The following is a 15,707-nucleotide window of genomic DNA, read 5'->3' as shown; positions in this document are numbered from 1 at the left end:
AGACGATGGCCGACGATGCGCTCGACGAGCTCTATGCCGCAAAGCCGGAAGAGTTCACCGCGCTGCGCACCAGGCTCGCCGGTGAGGCGAAGAAGAGTGGCGATAGCGATGCCGCCAAACGAGTCTCGGCCGCGCGCAAACCGACGACCGCGGCCTGGGTGGTCAACCGGCTGGCGCTCGGCGACGAGGACGTCAAGAGGCGCCTGAAGGATCTCGGCGAGCGGCTGCGCGATGCCCACGCGGCGATGGACGGCGAACGCATCCGCGAGCTGTCCGCTGAGCAGCGCCGCCTGGTCAACGACCTGACCCGCACCGCGTTCGAGGAGGCGGAGCTCAAGAGCCCGGCCGGTGCGCTGCGTGACGACGTCACCGGCACGCTGCAGGCAGCCGTCGCGGACCCGGACGTCGCCGACCGGCTGGGCCGGTTGGCCAAGGCCGAGGAGTGGTCCGGATTCGGCGAATTCGGCGACACCGCAACCGTTGTCAGCCCGACGGCCAGACGTAAACCGGAGCGCAAATCCGAACCCGAACCCGAACCCGCGACGAAGGCTGAGCCGCGCGACGACAACGACGCGGCGGCCAGCCGGGAACGGCAACAGGCGCGCGCCGCGCTGGCCGCTGCCGAACACGCCAAAGCAGAGGCCGACGATGCGCTGTCCGAGCTGCAGTCCGACCTGGCGACCGCGCGGCTACGACACCAGGATGCGAAGCGGCGGTGGCAGGAAGCCGAACGCGCCCTGGCCGCCGCCGAGGACGCCTACGACAAGGCCAAGCAGGCCAGCCGCGATGCGGCGGCGGTGGTGAAGGAGGCCAAGACGCGGTTGCGGCGCGTTAAGTGACTGCGCGACAGCTGATCTCCATGCTGTCGCTCTCCCTCGCGGGGAACGGGACGCTGACGTACCCGTTGCTCGGGTCGCGGACGTGCTCGAGGTACGGCACGAGGTCGGCCATCGACGTGTTGTCCGCTATGACCAGTGCACCCGGCGACAGGCGGGGCGCCAGCAGCTCGAGTACCGACAGGTAGAGCTCCTTCCAGCCGTCGAGCAGGACGAAATCGACTGGGCCCTCCAGCGTCTGCAGGGTGGTGAGCGCATCACCGGCCAACACGGTGATGACATCGTCGAGCCCGATGTCGGCGAAGGTCTTGGTCGCGGCGGCGACCTTGGCCTCGCTCAGCTCCGTCGTGACGACGCGACCGCTGCCGTTGTCCCGCACAGCGGCCGCCAAGTGGATGGCGGAGATCCCCAGGGACATCCCGAACTCGACGACGGTCGCGGGTCTGCTGGCGCGCACCAGCGCATAGAGCAGGCGACCCGCCTCCGGGGTGACAGGCAGATAGAAGTCGCTCAGCGCATCGGCGCGCTCCTGCGGGCTCGCCTCCGAAAGGCGGGAGAAGGCGCCCCCGTCGCGCAACGCCGCCATCTGGTCGCGGGCCTCGGCGTACATCCGGTCGAGCGCCGAGGCGACTTCGGGGTCGTGCAGTGAGATGCCCATGGCGTCCAACGTATCGGGCGGATCTGAAATGGCCGACGACTTGGCGTGCCAGGATGGCGATAGGGCCATGGGCGCTTCCGGCACGTCGACGCGACGCGTGATTGCGGTGATCACGCTCATGGTGCTTGCCGCGTGGGCGCTGCGTGGTTACGTCCCCGGCGTCGAGCGGACAGTCGACCCGGCAGAACCGCAGCGAAGCAACCCGGCGGCGCTGGCCGCCGTGATCGTGTTGCTGTGTGCGGCAGTGGCGATCATCGGTATCGCGATCGTCGCGCGGATGCGCGACCGACGACCACACCGCGTGCCTGCGGGCGACCTGCCGCGCAGCATAGGAACTTCCGCGCGGCCGACGTGGCGCCTCGCGATCGTCGCGCTCGCGGCCGTGATCGTGTTGCTGCTGCTGGTCGCGCTGCTGTCGCGGGTGCCCGATCCGGGGCCGATCGAACCGCCGCCGAGCACCCCGACGGACGCACCGGTTCCGGATGATCCGGCTGCTCCGCGCCCGGCCGCCGAGGACGACGCCGCCGGCGGGAACGTGGTCAGCTACCTCATCCCGCCGATGCTGATCTTGATGGCGCTGATGGTGGTCAGCATGGCGGTCGCTTCGCGGCGGCGGGCCCGCGTCCCTGTCCCGACCGCCGTCCTCGATGACGTCGACGAACCGGCGAGGCCGGCGGCCACGATGTCGCTTGCCCGGGCCGCCGAGATCGGGCTCGCCGAGATCGGCGATCTCAGCCGAGAACCGCGAGAGGCGATCATTGCGTGCTACGCCGCGATGGAGCGCGAGCTCACCCGGGTGCCCGGTGCGGTGCCCCAGGCATGCGACACCCCCAGTGAGGTACTCGCCCGGGCCGTCGCCAGCGGTGCGTTGCGCTCCGACAGCGCGACCGAACTGGTCGATCTGTTCGAGGAGGCGCGATTCTCACCCCATGTGATGAGCGAGTCACACCGCGACGCCGCCGTGCACGTCCTCAGCCGGGTGCTCGCTGAACTGCCGCAGCGCACCGCGGAGGCGGCGCCATGAAAAAGCTTGTCGCAGCGGCATTTCTGTTGGTGGCCGGTGCCGAACTGATCGCGATAGCAACCCGCGACCGCCAACTGATCCTCATCGTCTCGGGTGGCGCGCTGGCGTTGGCGCTGCTCGGCGTGCGCTGGCAGCTCGCGCGCGAAGACGAGACCAGTTATGAGGCAACACCTTCCGACGACGCCGCGGAGTCGCTGCGCCGCTGGCGGTCACGCACGGAGACGTTGATCAGCCGCGCGGAGGCCACCCGCAAGGATTGGGACCGGCACCTGCGGCCCATGCTCGCCCGGCAGTTCGAGTTGGCCACGGGCCAACGGCGGAACCGGAACCGCGCCGCCTATCACGCCACCGGTGAGATGCTGTTCGGCCCGGAACTGTGGGACTGGGTCAACCCTGAAAACGTCGTGAAAAGCGGTGCGGACCAACCTGGTCCGGGCCGGGCGACGCTCGATGAGATCCTGCAACGGTTGGAGCGGGTATGACGGCAGGATTGCCTGCGGCGACCACCACCGCGAACTGCGAAACGGTGCTCGACGAGATCGGACGGGCGGTAGTCGGTAAACGCGGGGCGCTGACGCTGATCCTCACCACCGTGCTGGCCGGCGGCCACGTGCTCATCGAGGACCTGCCCGGCCTCGGAAAGACGCTGATCGCCCGGTCGTTCGCGGCGGCGCTCGGGCTGGAGTTCAAGCGCGTTCAGTTCACCCCGGACCTGCTGCCTGCGGACCTGCTCGGCTCGACCGTGTACGACATGCAGTCGGGTCGCTTCGAGTTCCGGCCCGGCCCGATCTTCACCAACCTGCTGCTCGCCGACGAGATCAACCGCACGCCTCCCAAGACACAGGCGGCACTGCTCGAGGCGATGGCCGAAATCCAGGTGAGCATCGACGGCGCCACACACAAGCTGCCGTCGCCGTTCATCGTGCTGGCAACCGACAACCCGATCGAGTACGAGGGCACCTATCCGCTGCCGGAAGCTCAGCTCGACCGCTTCACGATCCGGCTCGAACTGCGGTATCTGTCGGAGCAGGAGGAGGCCTCGATGTTGCGTCGCCGCATCGACCGCGGATCGGTGGAGCCCACGGTCGGGCAGGTTGTCGACGCGCACGATGTCGTCGCGATGCGGGAATCTGTGGAGCAGGTCACCGTGCACGACGACGTGCTGCGCTACGTCGTATCGTTGGCCGCCGCCACCCGCCAGCACCCGCAGATCGCGGTGGGCGCCAGCCCGCGGGCCGAGCTCGACCTCGTTGCGCTCGCCCGCGCCCGCGCGCTGCTGCTCGGCCGCGACTACGTCGTCCCCGAGGATGTGAAATCGCTTGCCGTGCCCGCGATCGCGCACCGCATCACCCTGCGTCCGGAGATGTGGGTGCGGCGGGTTCGTGGCAGTGACGTGGTGGACGAGCTGCTACGACGGCTACCCGTGCCGCGGACCGATACGTGATCGAAATCCGCTGCACTGACGTCGAATTGGACTGGCGCGCATCGCCCCTCGCGCGAGCACTGTTGACCTGCGCGGTGGTGTCGATGGCCGCGGCGGTGATCGGGTCGCGCTGGCAACTCGTCGTGTTCGCCGCGCCGCTGATCGGTGTGCTGTGTTCGGTCGGCTGGCAGCGGCGGGTGCCAAAGGTTCAGGTGCACGCGGACCCCGGCATCCACCGGTGCTTCGAAGGGGAACCGGCGCGGATCACGCTGTGGGCGGAGGCCGAGAACGACCCGGTGGCGATGAAAGCCGCTGCGGTAGAGGGAATGACGCTGGAGGTCGCCGAGCGGGAGAGCGTAAGCCGGCAGACCGTGGTGGCGGCCGCGAAACGGTGGGGCCGCTATCCGCTGCGCGCACAGGTGACCGTCTCTGCGCGGGGCGGTCTCGTCGAGGGCACCGCAGTGGTCGACGCCGCAGACGTCTACGTGTTTCCGATGGCCTCGCCGCAGTCGACGGCGACCCCGCGCACGGAACTGCTCGATCGCCTCGGCACCCACCTGACCCGGCACATCGGTCCCGGCGTGGAGTACGCCGATGTCCGGCGGTACGTGCCGGGCGATCAACTCCGGACGGTCAACTGGGCGGTCAGTGCCCGCCGGGGCAGCCTGCACGTCACGGAGCGACTGACCGATCGCGCGGTCGACGTGGTCGTGCTCATCGACAACTATGCGCAACCGGCAGGCCCTGCGACCGAAGCCACCGAACGCACCGCACGCGGTGCGGTGCAGGTGGTGCAGAGCGCGTTGCGCAGTGGTGACCGGGCGGGCGTCGTCGCACTCGGGGATCGGCATCCGCGGTGGCTGAGCGCAGACATCGGCCGCAGGCAGTTCTACCGGGTGCTCGACGCGATGCTCGGGGTCAGTGGTGGTTACGACACCACTTCGGGCACACTTGCGCCGCGCGCCGCGATCCCGCCGGGCGCCATCGTCGTCGCGTTCTCCACGCTGCTCGACACCGAATTCGCGCTGGCGCTGATCGACCTTCGCAAGCGCGGCCACACCGTCATCGCGGTCGACGTGTTGCAGGGCGCTCCGTTCGAGGATGAGTGCGACGGGCTGGTGGCCCGGATGTGGTCGCTGCAGCGGTCGTTCATGTATCGCGATATGGGCACGGTCGGGGTCGACATCGTGGCGTGGCGCGACGAGGACACTCTGGACCAGGCCATGCAACTGGTGCCCCGTCGCCGGCGACCGGTAGGGGGGCGACGGTGAACCGGGCATTGTCGACGGCGTTCGGCTTGGTCATGGTGGCCGCGGCCGCGTTGCAGTCCGACGGTGCGGCGTTGGTCGCATGCGGCCTGGCGGTGATATTGGTTCTGGCGGGCAACGTGTTTCGTGCAGCAGCGACGTTGGCGGTGGTGTCGACGGCCGCGGCGATCGTCCTCGCTTCGGCGCCTCCTGCCCTGGCGGCGCTGTGCGGCCTGTCGGGTGCCGGGTATCTGGTGTTGCGGCACACCGCGGACGTCAGCGCCCCGACGGTGATCGGGACGCTCGGCTTCACGGCCATCGGGCTGGCGGCGGTGGCGGTACCGCTGGAACTGCCGTGGGTGCCATTGCTCGCGCCGCTTGCCGTTCTGACGGCGGTGGTGTTGGCGACGCGGCCGTTCTGGGTGGGCGGGCGGCGATGCTAGACATTCCAGGTTCGCGACCGGCAGATGCCGGCGGTCCTCGCGTACCGCGATCAGCACGATTCGCCACCGTGGTCGATCACCGAGCTCGATGAGCTTGTCCACAGGGGCGATTACCGCCGCTGATTTTTGTCGGCCGGGTGTGGCAGGATCGAAACCATGATCGAACACACGTTCGATGCCGAGTTCGCGGCCGTCGATGACAGCACTGTCGTGGCCGCGATCGCCGACTGCGTCCGCGCGGAGGCGGTGCTGGCCGCGCGCCGGCTGGCGGCCACCGCCGAGCTGACCGCGCGCTACACCGAGCCCGACGCCGAGCGTGAGCATTTGGCGGTCGATGGCTGGCGGATGGCCTCGGCCGAGGTTTCGGCCGCGATGGGGATCGGGGATCGGGCTGCCTCGCGGGAGATGTGTATCGCGATGGCCCTGCGCGAGCGGCTGCCCCGAGTCGCTGCATTGTTCGCCCAGGGCCGGTTGAGCGTTGGGCTGGTCGCGACCATCACCTGGCGCACCCAACTGATCGTGGACTCCGCAATCCAGGCACGGGTCGATGCCGCCATCGCCGCGCGCGCGGCCAAATGGGGTGCGCTGTCGGTCACCAAGCTCGAGGCCGCGATCGACGCGCTGGTCGACGAACACGACCCCGACGCGCGCCGGCGCCTGCGCGAGGCCGCGCGCAGCCGAGACGTCCGGCTCGGTAAGCGCGACGATGTGACCGGAACGGCCTCGCTGTGGGGGCGCTTATCCGCCGCCGACGCCGAGTTAATCGAACGTCGTCTCGCCCAGATGTCGAGCGGGGTGTGCAGCGCGGATCCGCGCACCGTGGGGCAGCGGCGCTCGGATTCCCTGGGTGCCATCGCCGCGTTCGCGGACCGACTGACCTGCCAATGCGGCAGCCCCGACTGCGCCTCTGCCGGCGAGGATCCCCGCGCAGCCAACTTCGTCATCAACGTGCTCGCCGAACCCGCGGCCATAGACGCACAACCGGATCCGCAGATGTCCGGCGATGGCCACCCCAACCCTGCCGAACCCCCTGCCGAACCCGCCGAACCCCCGGGCGAACCGGCCGAACCGGCGGCCGGGCCCGCGAGGCCGAAACCTGCTGCGGGGCTGATCCTCGGCGGCGGACTGATTCCGACCCCGCTGCTGGCCGAACTGATCAACAACGGCGCAAAGGTTCGCTGGGTGCACAAGCCCGATGCGGCACCGGAATCGGGCTACCGGCCATCGCAGAAGACCGCACGCTTTGTCCGGATGCGCGACCTGACGTGTCGATTCCCCGGCTGCGGGCGCCCGGCGCAGTGCTGCGACATCGACCACACCACGCCGTATCCGGCCGGTGCCACGCATCCGTCGAACACCAAGTGCCTGTGCCGAATCCACCACCTACTCAAAACCTTCGGCGGGTGGCTCGATGAACAACGCGCCGACGGAACCGTCACCTGGACCGCCCCGTCGGGCAGAACCTATGTCACCCACCCCGGCAGCCGCTTCTTCTACCCCGGCTGGGACACGACGACCGCCGCCCTGCCAGCGGCACAACGCCCCGCGGGAAACGGCGACAAAGGCGCCATGATGCCGCGCCGACGACGCACCCGCGCCCAAGACCGGATGCGACGAATCGAACACGAACGCGCCCTCAACGCCCTCGAACGCCACCAACGCGCAGCCCCCGTCACCGCCGAACCCAGCAGACCACCACCCGACCACCCGGGCAAGATCAACCTCGACGTCGGCACCGACAACCCCGACGCCGAACCCCCACCGTTCTGACGAACTCGTCGGCCTCTGCGAAGAGGAAGGCGGACCCGATATCGTCTTAGGGCGCTTACCAAACGGTAGGCGAAATGTTCAGCGGCACGCTTACTTTCGGGAGGTCGGCATGCCAAGCGAGGTGCGCAAGGCGATCACCGGCGCATCGATCGGCAACGCGGTCGAGTGGTTCGACTTCGCGATCTACGGCTTCCTGGCGACGTTCATCGCGGCCAACTTCTTCCCGGCGGGCAACGAGACGGCAGCGCTGCTCAACACCTTCGCGATCTTCGCGGCGGCCTTCTTCATGCGGCCGCTGGGCGGGTTCGTTTTCGGCCCGCTCGGTGACAAGCTGGGCAGGCAACGGGTGCTGGCACTGGTGATCCTGCTGATGAGCGCCGCAACGGTACTGATCGGTCTGCTGCCCACATACGCCTCGATCGGCGTGGCCGCCCCGCTGCTGCTGCTCTTCCTGCGCTGCCTGCAGGGCTTCTCGGCTGGCGGCGAATATGGCGGCGGCGCAGTCTATCTCGCCGAGTTCGCCTCCGACCGGCGCCGCGGCCTGACCATCACGTTCATGGCCTGGTCCGGTGTCCTGGGCTTCCTTCTCGGCTCGGTGACCGTGACGTTGCTGCAGGCGCTGCTGCCCGCCGCGGCGATGGAGAGCTATGGCTGGCGCATTCCGTTCCTGATCGCCGGGCCGCTGGGCCTCGTCGGCCTCTACATCCGGCTTCGCCTCGACGACACACCGCAGTTCGCCGAGCTCAGCAGGAGCGACCGGGTCGCCAAGTCGCCGCTGCGCGAAGCGGTGACGACGTCGTGGCGGCCGATCCTGCAGGTGATCGGCCTGTTCATCGTCTTCAACATCGGCTACTACGTGGTGTTCACGTTCCTGCCGACCTATTTCATCAAGACGCTCGACTTCAGCAAGACCGACGCCTTCCTCTCGATCAGCCTGGCCAGCCTGGTCGCGCTGATACTCATACTTCCGCTGGCCGCACTGTCCGACCGGATCGGCCGCCGGCCGATGCTGATCGCCGGTTCGGTGGCGTTCGCGGTGCTCGGCTACCCGCTTTTCCTACTGCTGAATTCCGGATCGCTGGTCGCCGCGATCGCCGCCCATTGCGGCCTCGCGGTCATCGAGTCGATCTATGTCTCGGCCGCGGTGTCGGCGGGCGTCGAACTGTTTGCCACCACCGTGCGCTACAGCGGGTTCTCGATCGGCTACAACATCTGCGTCGCCGGGTTCGGCGGTACGACGCCCTACGTCGTCACCTGGCTGGCTGCCGAGACCGGCAACGACCTGGCGCCCGCGTGGTACCTCGTCGTCGCCGCCGTCGTCTCGCTCGGGGCGGTCCTCACCCTGCGAGAGTTCGCGGGCCGACCGCTTGTCCAAACCAGCGACCAGCAGGTGCCCGCGGCTAGGGTGGGCCTATGAAGCTTCGCGTGATGCCCTACGTCACGGTCGAGATCGACGATCGGCTGCGCCGCCGCGTGCGCTCCGCCGGCGAACGACTGCGCGTCAACGTGCGGGCCTATCTGCTGAGTGCGGCCGACGACGTGGACACGGCCAGCGACAGGGTGCGCGGCCTGTGCGACCGGGCGGTCCATCGCGTCGATTCGGTCGTCGCCAACGTCAACGACAGGATCGGGCCCGACAGCACGGCCCCGACTCTTCGAGTGGTCGCCGGCGGTCGCGAGGCGAGCTAGCCCGCGCGCGTCGTGCGTCCGCCGACCAGGAAGCCACCGACGAGCACCACCAAACCGATGACGGCCACGGGGATTGACCAGGTGCGACGGTCGGAGATCGCCGACTGGCACTGCGCGACGTAATCGGGTGGATCCTCAGTCAGCTCGTCGATCACCGGCAGGTTCTTCAGCTGGTTTGGATCGTTGGTGTTGGCTTCGCGGGCGGCGGAGTCGTCCGCGGCGATGGCGTTGCCACATCCGATCTCCTGGTTGTCGGGCCCGGCGATGGAGACGGGCATCAGCAGTCCGATGACCCCGACGAGGAGTACGACAGCGCCGACCAGCAGGATCAAACGTCGCATGTTCATGATCGGTTTGATGCCCCGATCGTCGGGGCACCAAACCTCGCGGGCGGTCGCCGGCTGCACGGACCGCCCGACCGTATGTTGTGCTTGTCCGATGTGCTCGCCGTGGCCGGAAAGGGGCGGAATGCTTTGGTAGGCCCGCTTTGGTAGGTCCGACGTGTTAGGCCAGGGCCTGGTCGTCGTGCTTGCCCTGCTCGCCGCGGTTTTCTTGGCGATCGGCATCGTGGTTCGACAGCGCGCCACCATGGATGTGCCCGAGGAGCACGGTGTCAGCACCGTGATGGTGATGACGCTGCTGCGTCGACGGCTGTGGTGGGCGGGTACGGCCGCGGCGGTGGCGGGCTACGTCTTTCAAGCGCTCGCCTTGGCCAAGGGTTCGCTGCTGCTGGTACAGCCGATCCTGGTGTCGGCTCTGTTGTTCGCGCTGCCGCTGAGTGCGCGACTGGCCCACCGGCGGGTCACCCGCGCCGAGTGGATGTGGGCATTGGTGCTCACCACGTCGCTGGCGGTTTTCGTGCTGCTGGCCAAGACGCGGCCCGGCGACTACGAGGCGTCTGCCCCGCTGTCGGCCCTCGTCGCCGTCGTCTGTACCGGGGCGGTGATGGTGTGTGTCACCGTCGCCGTCCGCAGCGGCGGTTGGAAGCGGGCGGTGCTCCTGGCGGTCGCGGTGGGCGTGTTGTTCGGCGTCGTCGCGGTGCTGACCAAGATCGTGATGCACCTGCTCACGCACGAGGGCGTGCGAACCGTGCTCACCGCGCCGGGACTGTATCTACTCCTCGTGCTGGGCGTCGTCGCGGTGTTCCTGCAGCAGTCCGCATTTCACGCCGGCTCGTTGCAGACCTCCGTGCCCACCATGCTGGTGCTCGAACCCGTGATCGCCGTCGTGCTGGGCGCGGTGGTGCTCGGCGAGGATCTGACCGTCGACGGCGGAAAGGCCGTCGCGATCACGATCGCGGTCGCTGCAATGGCGGCGGCGACGATCGCGCTCGGCCGGGACGAGGGCGCGCTGGAAGAGGAACTCGAGGCGGCCGCGAAGCGCGGGTCCTAGCAGTCAGGCGCGTTCGACCATCAGTCGACGACGGTGACCGCCGCGACCTTGTCGAGGCCGGAGATGGCGAGCAGGGTGGTGATCGGTCCCTTCGCGGGGACGATCAAGTCCAGCTTGGCGCTCTCCGCGACGGAGAACAGCGCGCGCAGCGCGGCACTGTCGCAGTATGTCACTCGCGTGAGATCGACTGTTACGGCTGAGCTGTCCGCCGCGGCGCGCGACAAGACTTCGCTGAACTCGTCCACGTTCGCCAAGTCGATCTCACCCACCGCGGTGATGACCGGACATGCTTCGGCGCTTCCGGCGTTGAACCGGAACTGGTTGCGGCCCATGCCTTTCAGATCCCCACCGTCGGCGGGGCGCAGCAGCTGTCGACGGCAGCGTGAGCGGTTCGAATCACAGCACCTCCGTGTCCTAGAGGCGCACCCGCCTCCCTGCTTGTCAAACAGTCCGCACCGCTGCCTCTCCTCGACAGACGTCCTTGGCGATAGATGTAATACCACGCGGACGGCGTTAATGCCGCGCAGAACTTCGTCAAAGTCGAATCTCCGGTAACTGAAACGTCATAGCCACGGTTGTGCCTGCCGGCGTGCCGTCGAGATCGACGTGATCGCTGACCGCGCGCATCAACACCAGGCCGCGGCCACGCGTGCCGGGATCGGCGGCCGGCGCCTTCCACGATCCGAAGTCGGTGACCCGCACATGCACGGCGGCGTCGTGCATCTCGGCTTCCACCCGCATGCGCCCGGGCTCACGTCCGCGGTAACCGTGCTCGACGCTGTTGGAGCACGCCTCGTTGACGACGAGGATGAGGTCAGCCGCCGACGCGTCGGAGACACCGTTCGCCGCGAGCCACGCCGCCAGCCGATGCCGCACCTCCGTCAACTTCGGCGCGGTCGCCGTGTCGTCGATGACGAGCGCAGCGCGGGTGGACCGGTAGAGCACGATCGCCACGTCGTCGTCGTAGCCGGCCTCGGGCGCCATTCTGGCCAGCACCGCGTCGGCGACTTCTTCGATCGGCAGTTCCGCGGTATCGGCCACCACGGCGGCCACCCGCTCGATCTGGGCGTCGATCGGTCGGCCGCGGCGTTCGACCAGACCGTCGGTGTAGAGCATCAGCGTCGAGTCCGGAGCCAACGGATGCGTGGCCTGCTGGCGCGGTTGGGGGTGCTTGACCGCCAACGGGACCGAGGACGCCGCGTCCAGCAACTGCGGCGGCGCGGCTTCGGACACCAGCACCGGCGGCACATGGCCGGCGCTGCTGTACTGCACCGTCTCGGTTTCGGTGTCGATGATCGCGACGAACACCGTGGTGCAGAAGGCATCCGGGATGAACTCGGCGACCGAGTCGAGGTGTTCGAGCACGGTCGACGGCTGCGCCCCGGTCAGCAGCAACGCCCGCGTCGACGCGCGCAACTGGCCCATCACCGCGGCGGCCGACAGGCCGCGGCCCACACAGTCGCCGACCACCAGCCCGATCCGGTGTTCACCGACGGGCAGCACGTCGTAGAAGTCACCGCCGATCTCCAGCGGATGCACCGCCGGCTCGTAGCGCACGGCGGACCCCGGCGGCAGGTCGGTCGGCGCCAGCAGCGACCGCTGCAGCGTCAGCGACGTCTCCCGGGCGCTTTCGAACTGCCGGACGTGTTGCATGGCCAGGCTTAGGTGGCCGACCAGCGCCCCGATCAAGCGCCGGTCCTCCGCGCTGACAACCCGCGGGGCCCGGTGCTCGAGGCACAGCACGACGTCGCGCGCAGCGGAGAGGACGGCGACGAAGCCGCGGGTGGTGCCGACGCTGGGCGCCCCGCCGACCGGCGTCACGGTCAGCGGTATCCACCTGCGGGCGTCCTCGAACGTGCGGCGCCAGTCCTCGTCCAGGTCCTCCCAGCCGGCCACCGCTGGTTCGCCCGCGACGCGAACGGTCGGCTGCTCGCCCTCGGTCTTCGGCCACATGATCGCCATCAGCCGGCGCGCATCCAGCGGTATGCGGCACTGGGCCAACGTGATCGCCAGCACCTCGTCGACGTTCTTGGCGACGCTGACCGCGGTCGCCAGCCGCGCAACCGCACGGTCGCGCTCCGCGGCGGCGCGCGGCCCGGTGACGTCGCGGATGGTGCCCACGTACAGACCTCGGCGGGAGTGATGATCCGGGACCGCATTGATGCTGACCGCCACCCACCGGAGGCGCCCGTCGCGGTGCCGGATCCTGATCTCGGCGGTGTCCCTGCCGTCGCGGAGGAGCGCCGTCTTCCGCTCGTCGGCCGCTGCTTCGTCGATCACCCACGGATGAGGCATCGGGTAGGGCAGGCCTTCTTGGCCGTACCCGGTGATCTCGGCGAAGGCGTCGTTGATCTCGACGACGCACCCGTGGTTGTCGGCGACGAAGAAGCCCTCTTGCAACGAATTGACCAAGGCGCCGCGGAACTCGTCGCGATCGGCCAGATCGTCGGCGCGCGCCCGTTCCCGCTCATAGCGGTGGTACAAATCTCCGGGGTCGGTCATGTTCGACGCAGTCGGCCCTCCCCGCTCGCGCTCACCGGAATCCCCGAGCACCTCAGGTCTGTCGATTCGACAGTAGCCTGCGCATCGCAGCCCGATCAGCTGAAGCTTCGATATCCGACCGCACGTCACGGGTTAAGCTCGGCCCATTGCCGTCGTGGTGGCGGCGCTGACCGGAGGACGGCCTTGTCACGTACTGACCCGATTTCCACCTCGATCTCGTACGAGGGCGGTATCGCTGTGCTGAAGGTGGGCGGCGACGTCGACCTCGCCACCGTCCCAGCGTTCCAGGCGGCGATCACCGAGGCACTCACACAGGAGCCGTCGGCGCTGGTGGTGGATCTGTCGGCGGTGGACTTCCTCGCATCCGCGGGGCTGCAGGCGCTGGTCGCGACACACGAGAGTGTCAGCAAGGCCGCCCGCTTCGCGGTGGTGGCAGACGGCCCGGCGACAAGTCGACCGATCCAGCTGACCGGGCTCGATCAGGTGTTCTCGCTGTATTCGACGTTGGACGAGGCCCTCGCCGCGCTGAAGTCCGGTTGAGTCAGGCCGACGCCTTGACCTTCGCGGCGGCGTGCTCGGGCATCGGTTCGTATCGACCGAACGAGCGGGTGAAGGTTCCGGCGCCGTGGGCCAGCGAACGCAGATCGACGGCGTAACGGGTCAACTCGACCTCGGGGATCTCGGCCTTCACCAGCGTGCGGTCTTCGCCGACCTTGTCGGTGCCCAGCACACGGCCCCGCCGCCCCGCCAGATCGCCCATGATCGCGCCGACGAAGTCGTCGGGAACCAGTATCGACACCTCGTCGACGGGTTCGAGCAGGTTCACCTTCGTCGCCGCGGCCGCCTCGCGCAGCGCCAGTCCGCCCGCCATCTGGAAGGCGAAATCCGACGAGTCCACGCTGTGGGCCTTACCGTCGAACAGCGTGACGCGGATGTCGACGACCGGGTAGCCCGGCCCGACCCCCTTCTCCATCTGCGCGCGCACGCCCTTCTCGACGCTCGGAATGAACTGGCGGGGCACCGCGCCGCCGACCACCTTGTCGACGAATTCGAAACCCGAGCCCTCCGGCAGCGGTTCGACCTCGATGTCACAGACCGCGTACTGACCGTGACCGCCGGACTGCTTGACGTGTCTGCCGTGACCTTTGGCCTTGCCCGCGAACGTTTCTCGTAGTGGCACTCGCAGTTCGACGGTGTCGACGGCGACACCGTAGCGTCGCGACAGCGCGTCGAGCACGACGTTGGCGTGCGCCTCACCCATGGTCCACAGCACGATCTGGTGCGTCTCGGGATTCTGTTCGATGCGCAGAGTGGGGTCTTCGGCAGCCAACCTCTGCAACCCCACGGAAAGCTTGTCCTCGTCGGTCTTCGCTCGGGGTTGCACCGCGATCGGCAACAGCGGCTCGGGCATGGTCCACGGCCGCAACACCAGCGGATTGGTCTTGTCCGACAGCGTGTCTCCGGTTTCGGCGCGGCTGAGCCGCCCGATCGCGCAGATGTCACCGGCGATCACCGACGGTGCGGGCCGCTGCTGCTTGCCGAGCGGGAAGGACAGCGTGCCGATGCGCTCGTCCTCGTCGTGGTCCACATGCCCGGCCAGCGAGCCGGCCGGTGAACCGGTGAGGGAACCGTTGCCGCCGAAGAACGACGAGAAGTGGCCGGACACATGGACGGTCGCGTCGGGTGAGATGGTCCCGGAGAACACCCGGACCAGGCTGACCCGCCCGACGTAGGGATCGGAGTTGGTCTTGACGACCTCGGCCAGCAGCGGGCCGGCCGGGTCGCACGGCAGCCGGTCGCGTGTTTTGCCCTGCGGCGTGAAGACCTCCGGCAGCTGATGCTCAGGCGGTGACGGGAAGCCCGCGGTGATGATCTCGAGGAGTTCGGCGGTGCCCACCCCGGTGCTGCTGCACACCGGGATGACCGGGAAGAACGACGCCCTCGCGACGGCCTTCTCCAGGTCGTCGATGAGCACCGACTGATCAATCTGTTCACCGCCGAGGTAGCGCTCCATCAGCGTCTCGTCCTCGGACTCCTCGATGATGCCCTCGATCAGCGCGCCGCGGTGCTCCTCGATCGCGTCGGCGTAAGAGTCGTCGGGGTCGTGGGTGGCGGTGCGTTTGCCGTCGGCGTACTCGTAGTGCGTCTGGGACAGCAGTCCGATCAGACCCGTGCACGGTGAGTTCGCGGGCAGATACAGCGGAAGCACCTTGTCGCCGAACACCTGCTGCGCTGCGGCCAACGCGTTGTCGTAGTTCGCGCGGGCGTGGTCGAGTTTGGTGATCACCACCGCGCGCGGCATGCCGACCTGGCTGCACTCCATCCACAGCGACCTGGTGGGTCCGTCGATGCCCTCGTTTGCGGCGATCACGAACAGCGCGCAGTCGGCGGCCCGCAGCCCCGCGCGCAGTTCGCCGACGAAGTCCGCATACCCGGGCGTGTCGATCAGGTTGACCTTGATGCCGTCATGGCGCAGCGACGCGAGCGCAAGGCCCACCGAACGCTGCTGGGAGATCTCGGCCTCGTCGCTGTCGCAGACGGTGGTGCCGTCCTGCACGGTGCCGGCTCTGGTCAGGACACCCGAGGCCAGCAGAAGCGCCTCGACCAGTGTGGTTTTGCCGCCACCCGATGGGCCCACCAGCACCACGTTGCGGATGGCGGCCGGACTGTCCGCGGTTGGAGCGGCTCCGGCGCCCTGGGCATGTGTCGTCTTGTCGGCCATG

General features: G+C 68.7%; 16 protein-coding genes. 11 read left to right on the top strand and 5 right to left on the bottom strand.

What is annotated here, in order from left to right; all coding sequences use genetic code 11:
- Nucleotides 1-5 precede the first annotated feature (5 nt).
- On the top strand, nucleotides 6-839 hold the full coding sequence (locus G6N18_RS15365) for a hypothetical protein (protein WP_083000031.1): 834 nt from the start codon (nucleotides 6-8) through the stop codon (nucleotides 837-839).
- Here G6N18_RS15365 and G6N18_RS15360 read toward each other — a convergent pair.
- The gene (locus G6N18_RS15360; RefSeq protein WP_083000234.1) at nucleotides 832-1,494 is read right to left on the bottom strand and encodes an O-methyltransferase; all 663 of its coding nucleotides are present in this window, start codon (nucleotides 1,492-1,494) and stop codon (nucleotides 832-834) included. The two genes, G6N18_RS15365 and G6N18_RS15360, sit on opposite strands and share 8 nt — an antisense overlap.
- Here G6N18_RS15360 and G6N18_RS15355 point away from each other — a divergent pair.
- The 8 genes from G6N18_RS15355 (at nucleotide 1,493) to G6N18_RS15320 (ending at nucleotide 9,090) form a co-directional block, all read left to right on the top strand.
- Nucleotides 1,493-2,518, top strand: coding sequence for a DUF4129 domain-containing protein (locus G6N18_RS15355; RefSeq protein WP_234806084.1), 1,026 nt, complete (start codon nucleotides 1,493-1,495; stop codon nucleotides 2,516-2,518). The two genes, G6N18_RS15360 and G6N18_RS15355, sit on opposite strands and share 2 nt — an antisense overlap.
- Entirely contained in the window at nucleotides 2,515-3,000 is a 486-nt protein-coding gene (locus G6N18_RS15350; RefSeq protein WP_083000029.1) for a hypothetical protein, read from the top strand. The genes G6N18_RS15355 and G6N18_RS15350 overlap by 4 nt, the downstream gene beginning before the upstream one ends.
- On the top strand, nucleotides 2,997-3,962 hold the full coding sequence (locus G6N18_RS15345) for an AAA family ATPase (protein ID WP_083000028.1): 966 nt from the start codon (nucleotides 2,997-2,999) through the stop codon (nucleotides 3,960-3,962). Before G6N18_RS15350 ends, G6N18_RS15345 begins: the two co-directional genes overlap by 4 nt.
- A complete protein-coding gene (locus tag G6N18_RS15340; protein ID WP_083000027.1) occupies nucleotides 3,959-5,212 on the top strand; it encodes a DUF58 domain-containing protein in 1,254 nt (417 codons plus the stop codon). Before G6N18_RS15345 ends, G6N18_RS15340 begins: the two co-directional genes overlap by 4 nt.
- Complete coding sequence (locus tag G6N18_RS15335) at nucleotides 5,209-5,631, top strand: hypothetical protein (protein WP_109749352.1); 423 nt, start codon at nucleotides 5,209-5,211, stop codon at nucleotides 5,629-5,631. Before G6N18_RS15340 ends, G6N18_RS15335 begins: the two co-directional genes overlap by 4 nt.
- Before the next feature lie 156 nt (nucleotides 5,632-5,787).
- Nucleotides 5,788-7,401: an HNH endonuclease signature motif containing protein gene (locus G6N18_RS15330; protein ID WP_163689893.1), complete on the top strand. Its 1,614-nt coding sequence runs from the start codon at nucleotides 5,788-5,790 to the stop codon at nucleotides 7,399-7,401.
- A gap of 109 nt (nucleotides 7,402-7,510) precedes the next feature.
- Entirely contained in the window at nucleotides 7,511-8,818 is a 1,308-nt protein-coding gene (locus G6N18_RS15325; protein WP_083003596.1) for an MFS transporter, read from the top strand.
- Nucleotides 8,815-9,090 carry a hypothetical protein gene (locus G6N18_RS15320; protein ID WP_083003599.1) on the top strand — a complete coding sequence of 92 codons (276 nt, stop codon included), beginning with the start codon at nucleotides 8,815-8,817 and terminating at the stop codon, nucleotides 9,088-9,090. Before G6N18_RS15325 ends, G6N18_RS15320 begins: the two co-directional genes overlap by 4 nt.
- Here G6N18_RS15320 and G6N18_RS15315 read toward each other — a convergent pair.
- On the bottom strand, nucleotides 9,087-9,497 hold the full coding sequence (locus G6N18_RS15315; RefSeq protein ID WP_407663522.1) for an aminopeptidase: 411 nt from the start codon (nucleotides 9,495-9,497) through the stop codon (nucleotides 9,087-9,089). The genes G6N18_RS15320 and G6N18_RS15315 overlap by 4 nt on opposite strands.
- A 94-nt stretch (nucleotides 9,498-9,591) precedes the next feature.
- Here G6N18_RS15315 and G6N18_RS15310 point away from each other — a divergent pair, with 94 nt between their 5' ends.
- Complete coding sequence (locus G6N18_RS15310) at nucleotides 9,592-10,482, top strand: DMT family transporter (RefSeq protein WP_179962312.1); 891 nt, start codon at nucleotides 9,592-9,594, stop codon at nucleotides 10,480-10,482.
- A gap of 20 nt (nucleotides 10,483-10,502) precedes the next feature.
- Here the strand turns inward: G6N18_RS15310 and G6N18_RS15305 are convergent, their stop codons facing one another.
- Together G6N18_RS15305 and G6N18_RS15300 are read right to left on the bottom strand one after the other, a co-directional pair.
- Nucleotides 10,503-10,814 carry an STAS domain-containing protein gene (locus tag G6N18_RS15305; RefSeq protein ID WP_083003602.1) on the bottom strand — a complete coding sequence of 104 codons (312 nt, stop codon included), beginning with the start codon at nucleotides 10,812-10,814 and terminating at the stop codon, nucleotides 10,503-10,505.
- 202 nt (nucleotides 10,815-11,016) lie between these two features.
- Nucleotides 11,017-12,984 (bottom strand): SpoIIE family protein phosphatase, encoded by a 1,968-nt coding sequence (locus G6N18_RS15300; protein ID WP_083003605.1) that lies wholly within the window; start codon nucleotides 12,982-12,984, stop codon nucleotides 11,017-11,019.
- A gap of 183 nt (nucleotides 12,985-13,167) precedes the next feature.
- Here G6N18_RS15300 and G6N18_RS15295 point away from each other — a divergent pair, with 183 nt between their 5' ends.
- Nucleotides 13,168-13,524, top strand: coding sequence for an STAS domain-containing protein (locus tag G6N18_RS15295; RefSeq protein WP_067224673.1), 357 nt, complete (start codon nucleotides 13,168-13,170; stop codon nucleotides 13,522-13,524).
- A 1-nt stretch (nucleotide 13,525) separates the two neighbouring features.
- On the opposite strand, the gene G6N18_RS15290 is transcribed toward G6N18_RS15295, so the two are convergent.
- Entirely contained in the window at nucleotides 13,526-15,706 is a 2,181-nt protein-coding gene (locus G6N18_RS15290; RefSeq protein ID WP_083003609.1) for an elongation factor G-like protein EF-G2, read from the bottom strand.
- Nucleotide 15,707: the final 1 nt, after the last annotated feature.

Origin of the sequence: Mycolicibacterium celeriflavum, assembly GCF_010731795.1 — a bacterium.
GTDB classification, from domain to species: Bacteria; Actinomycetota; Actinomycetes; order Mycobacteriales; family Mycobacteriaceae; genus Mycobacterium; species Mycobacterium celeriflavum.
This window is presented reverse-complemented; position numbering and strand designations above follow the sequence as displayed.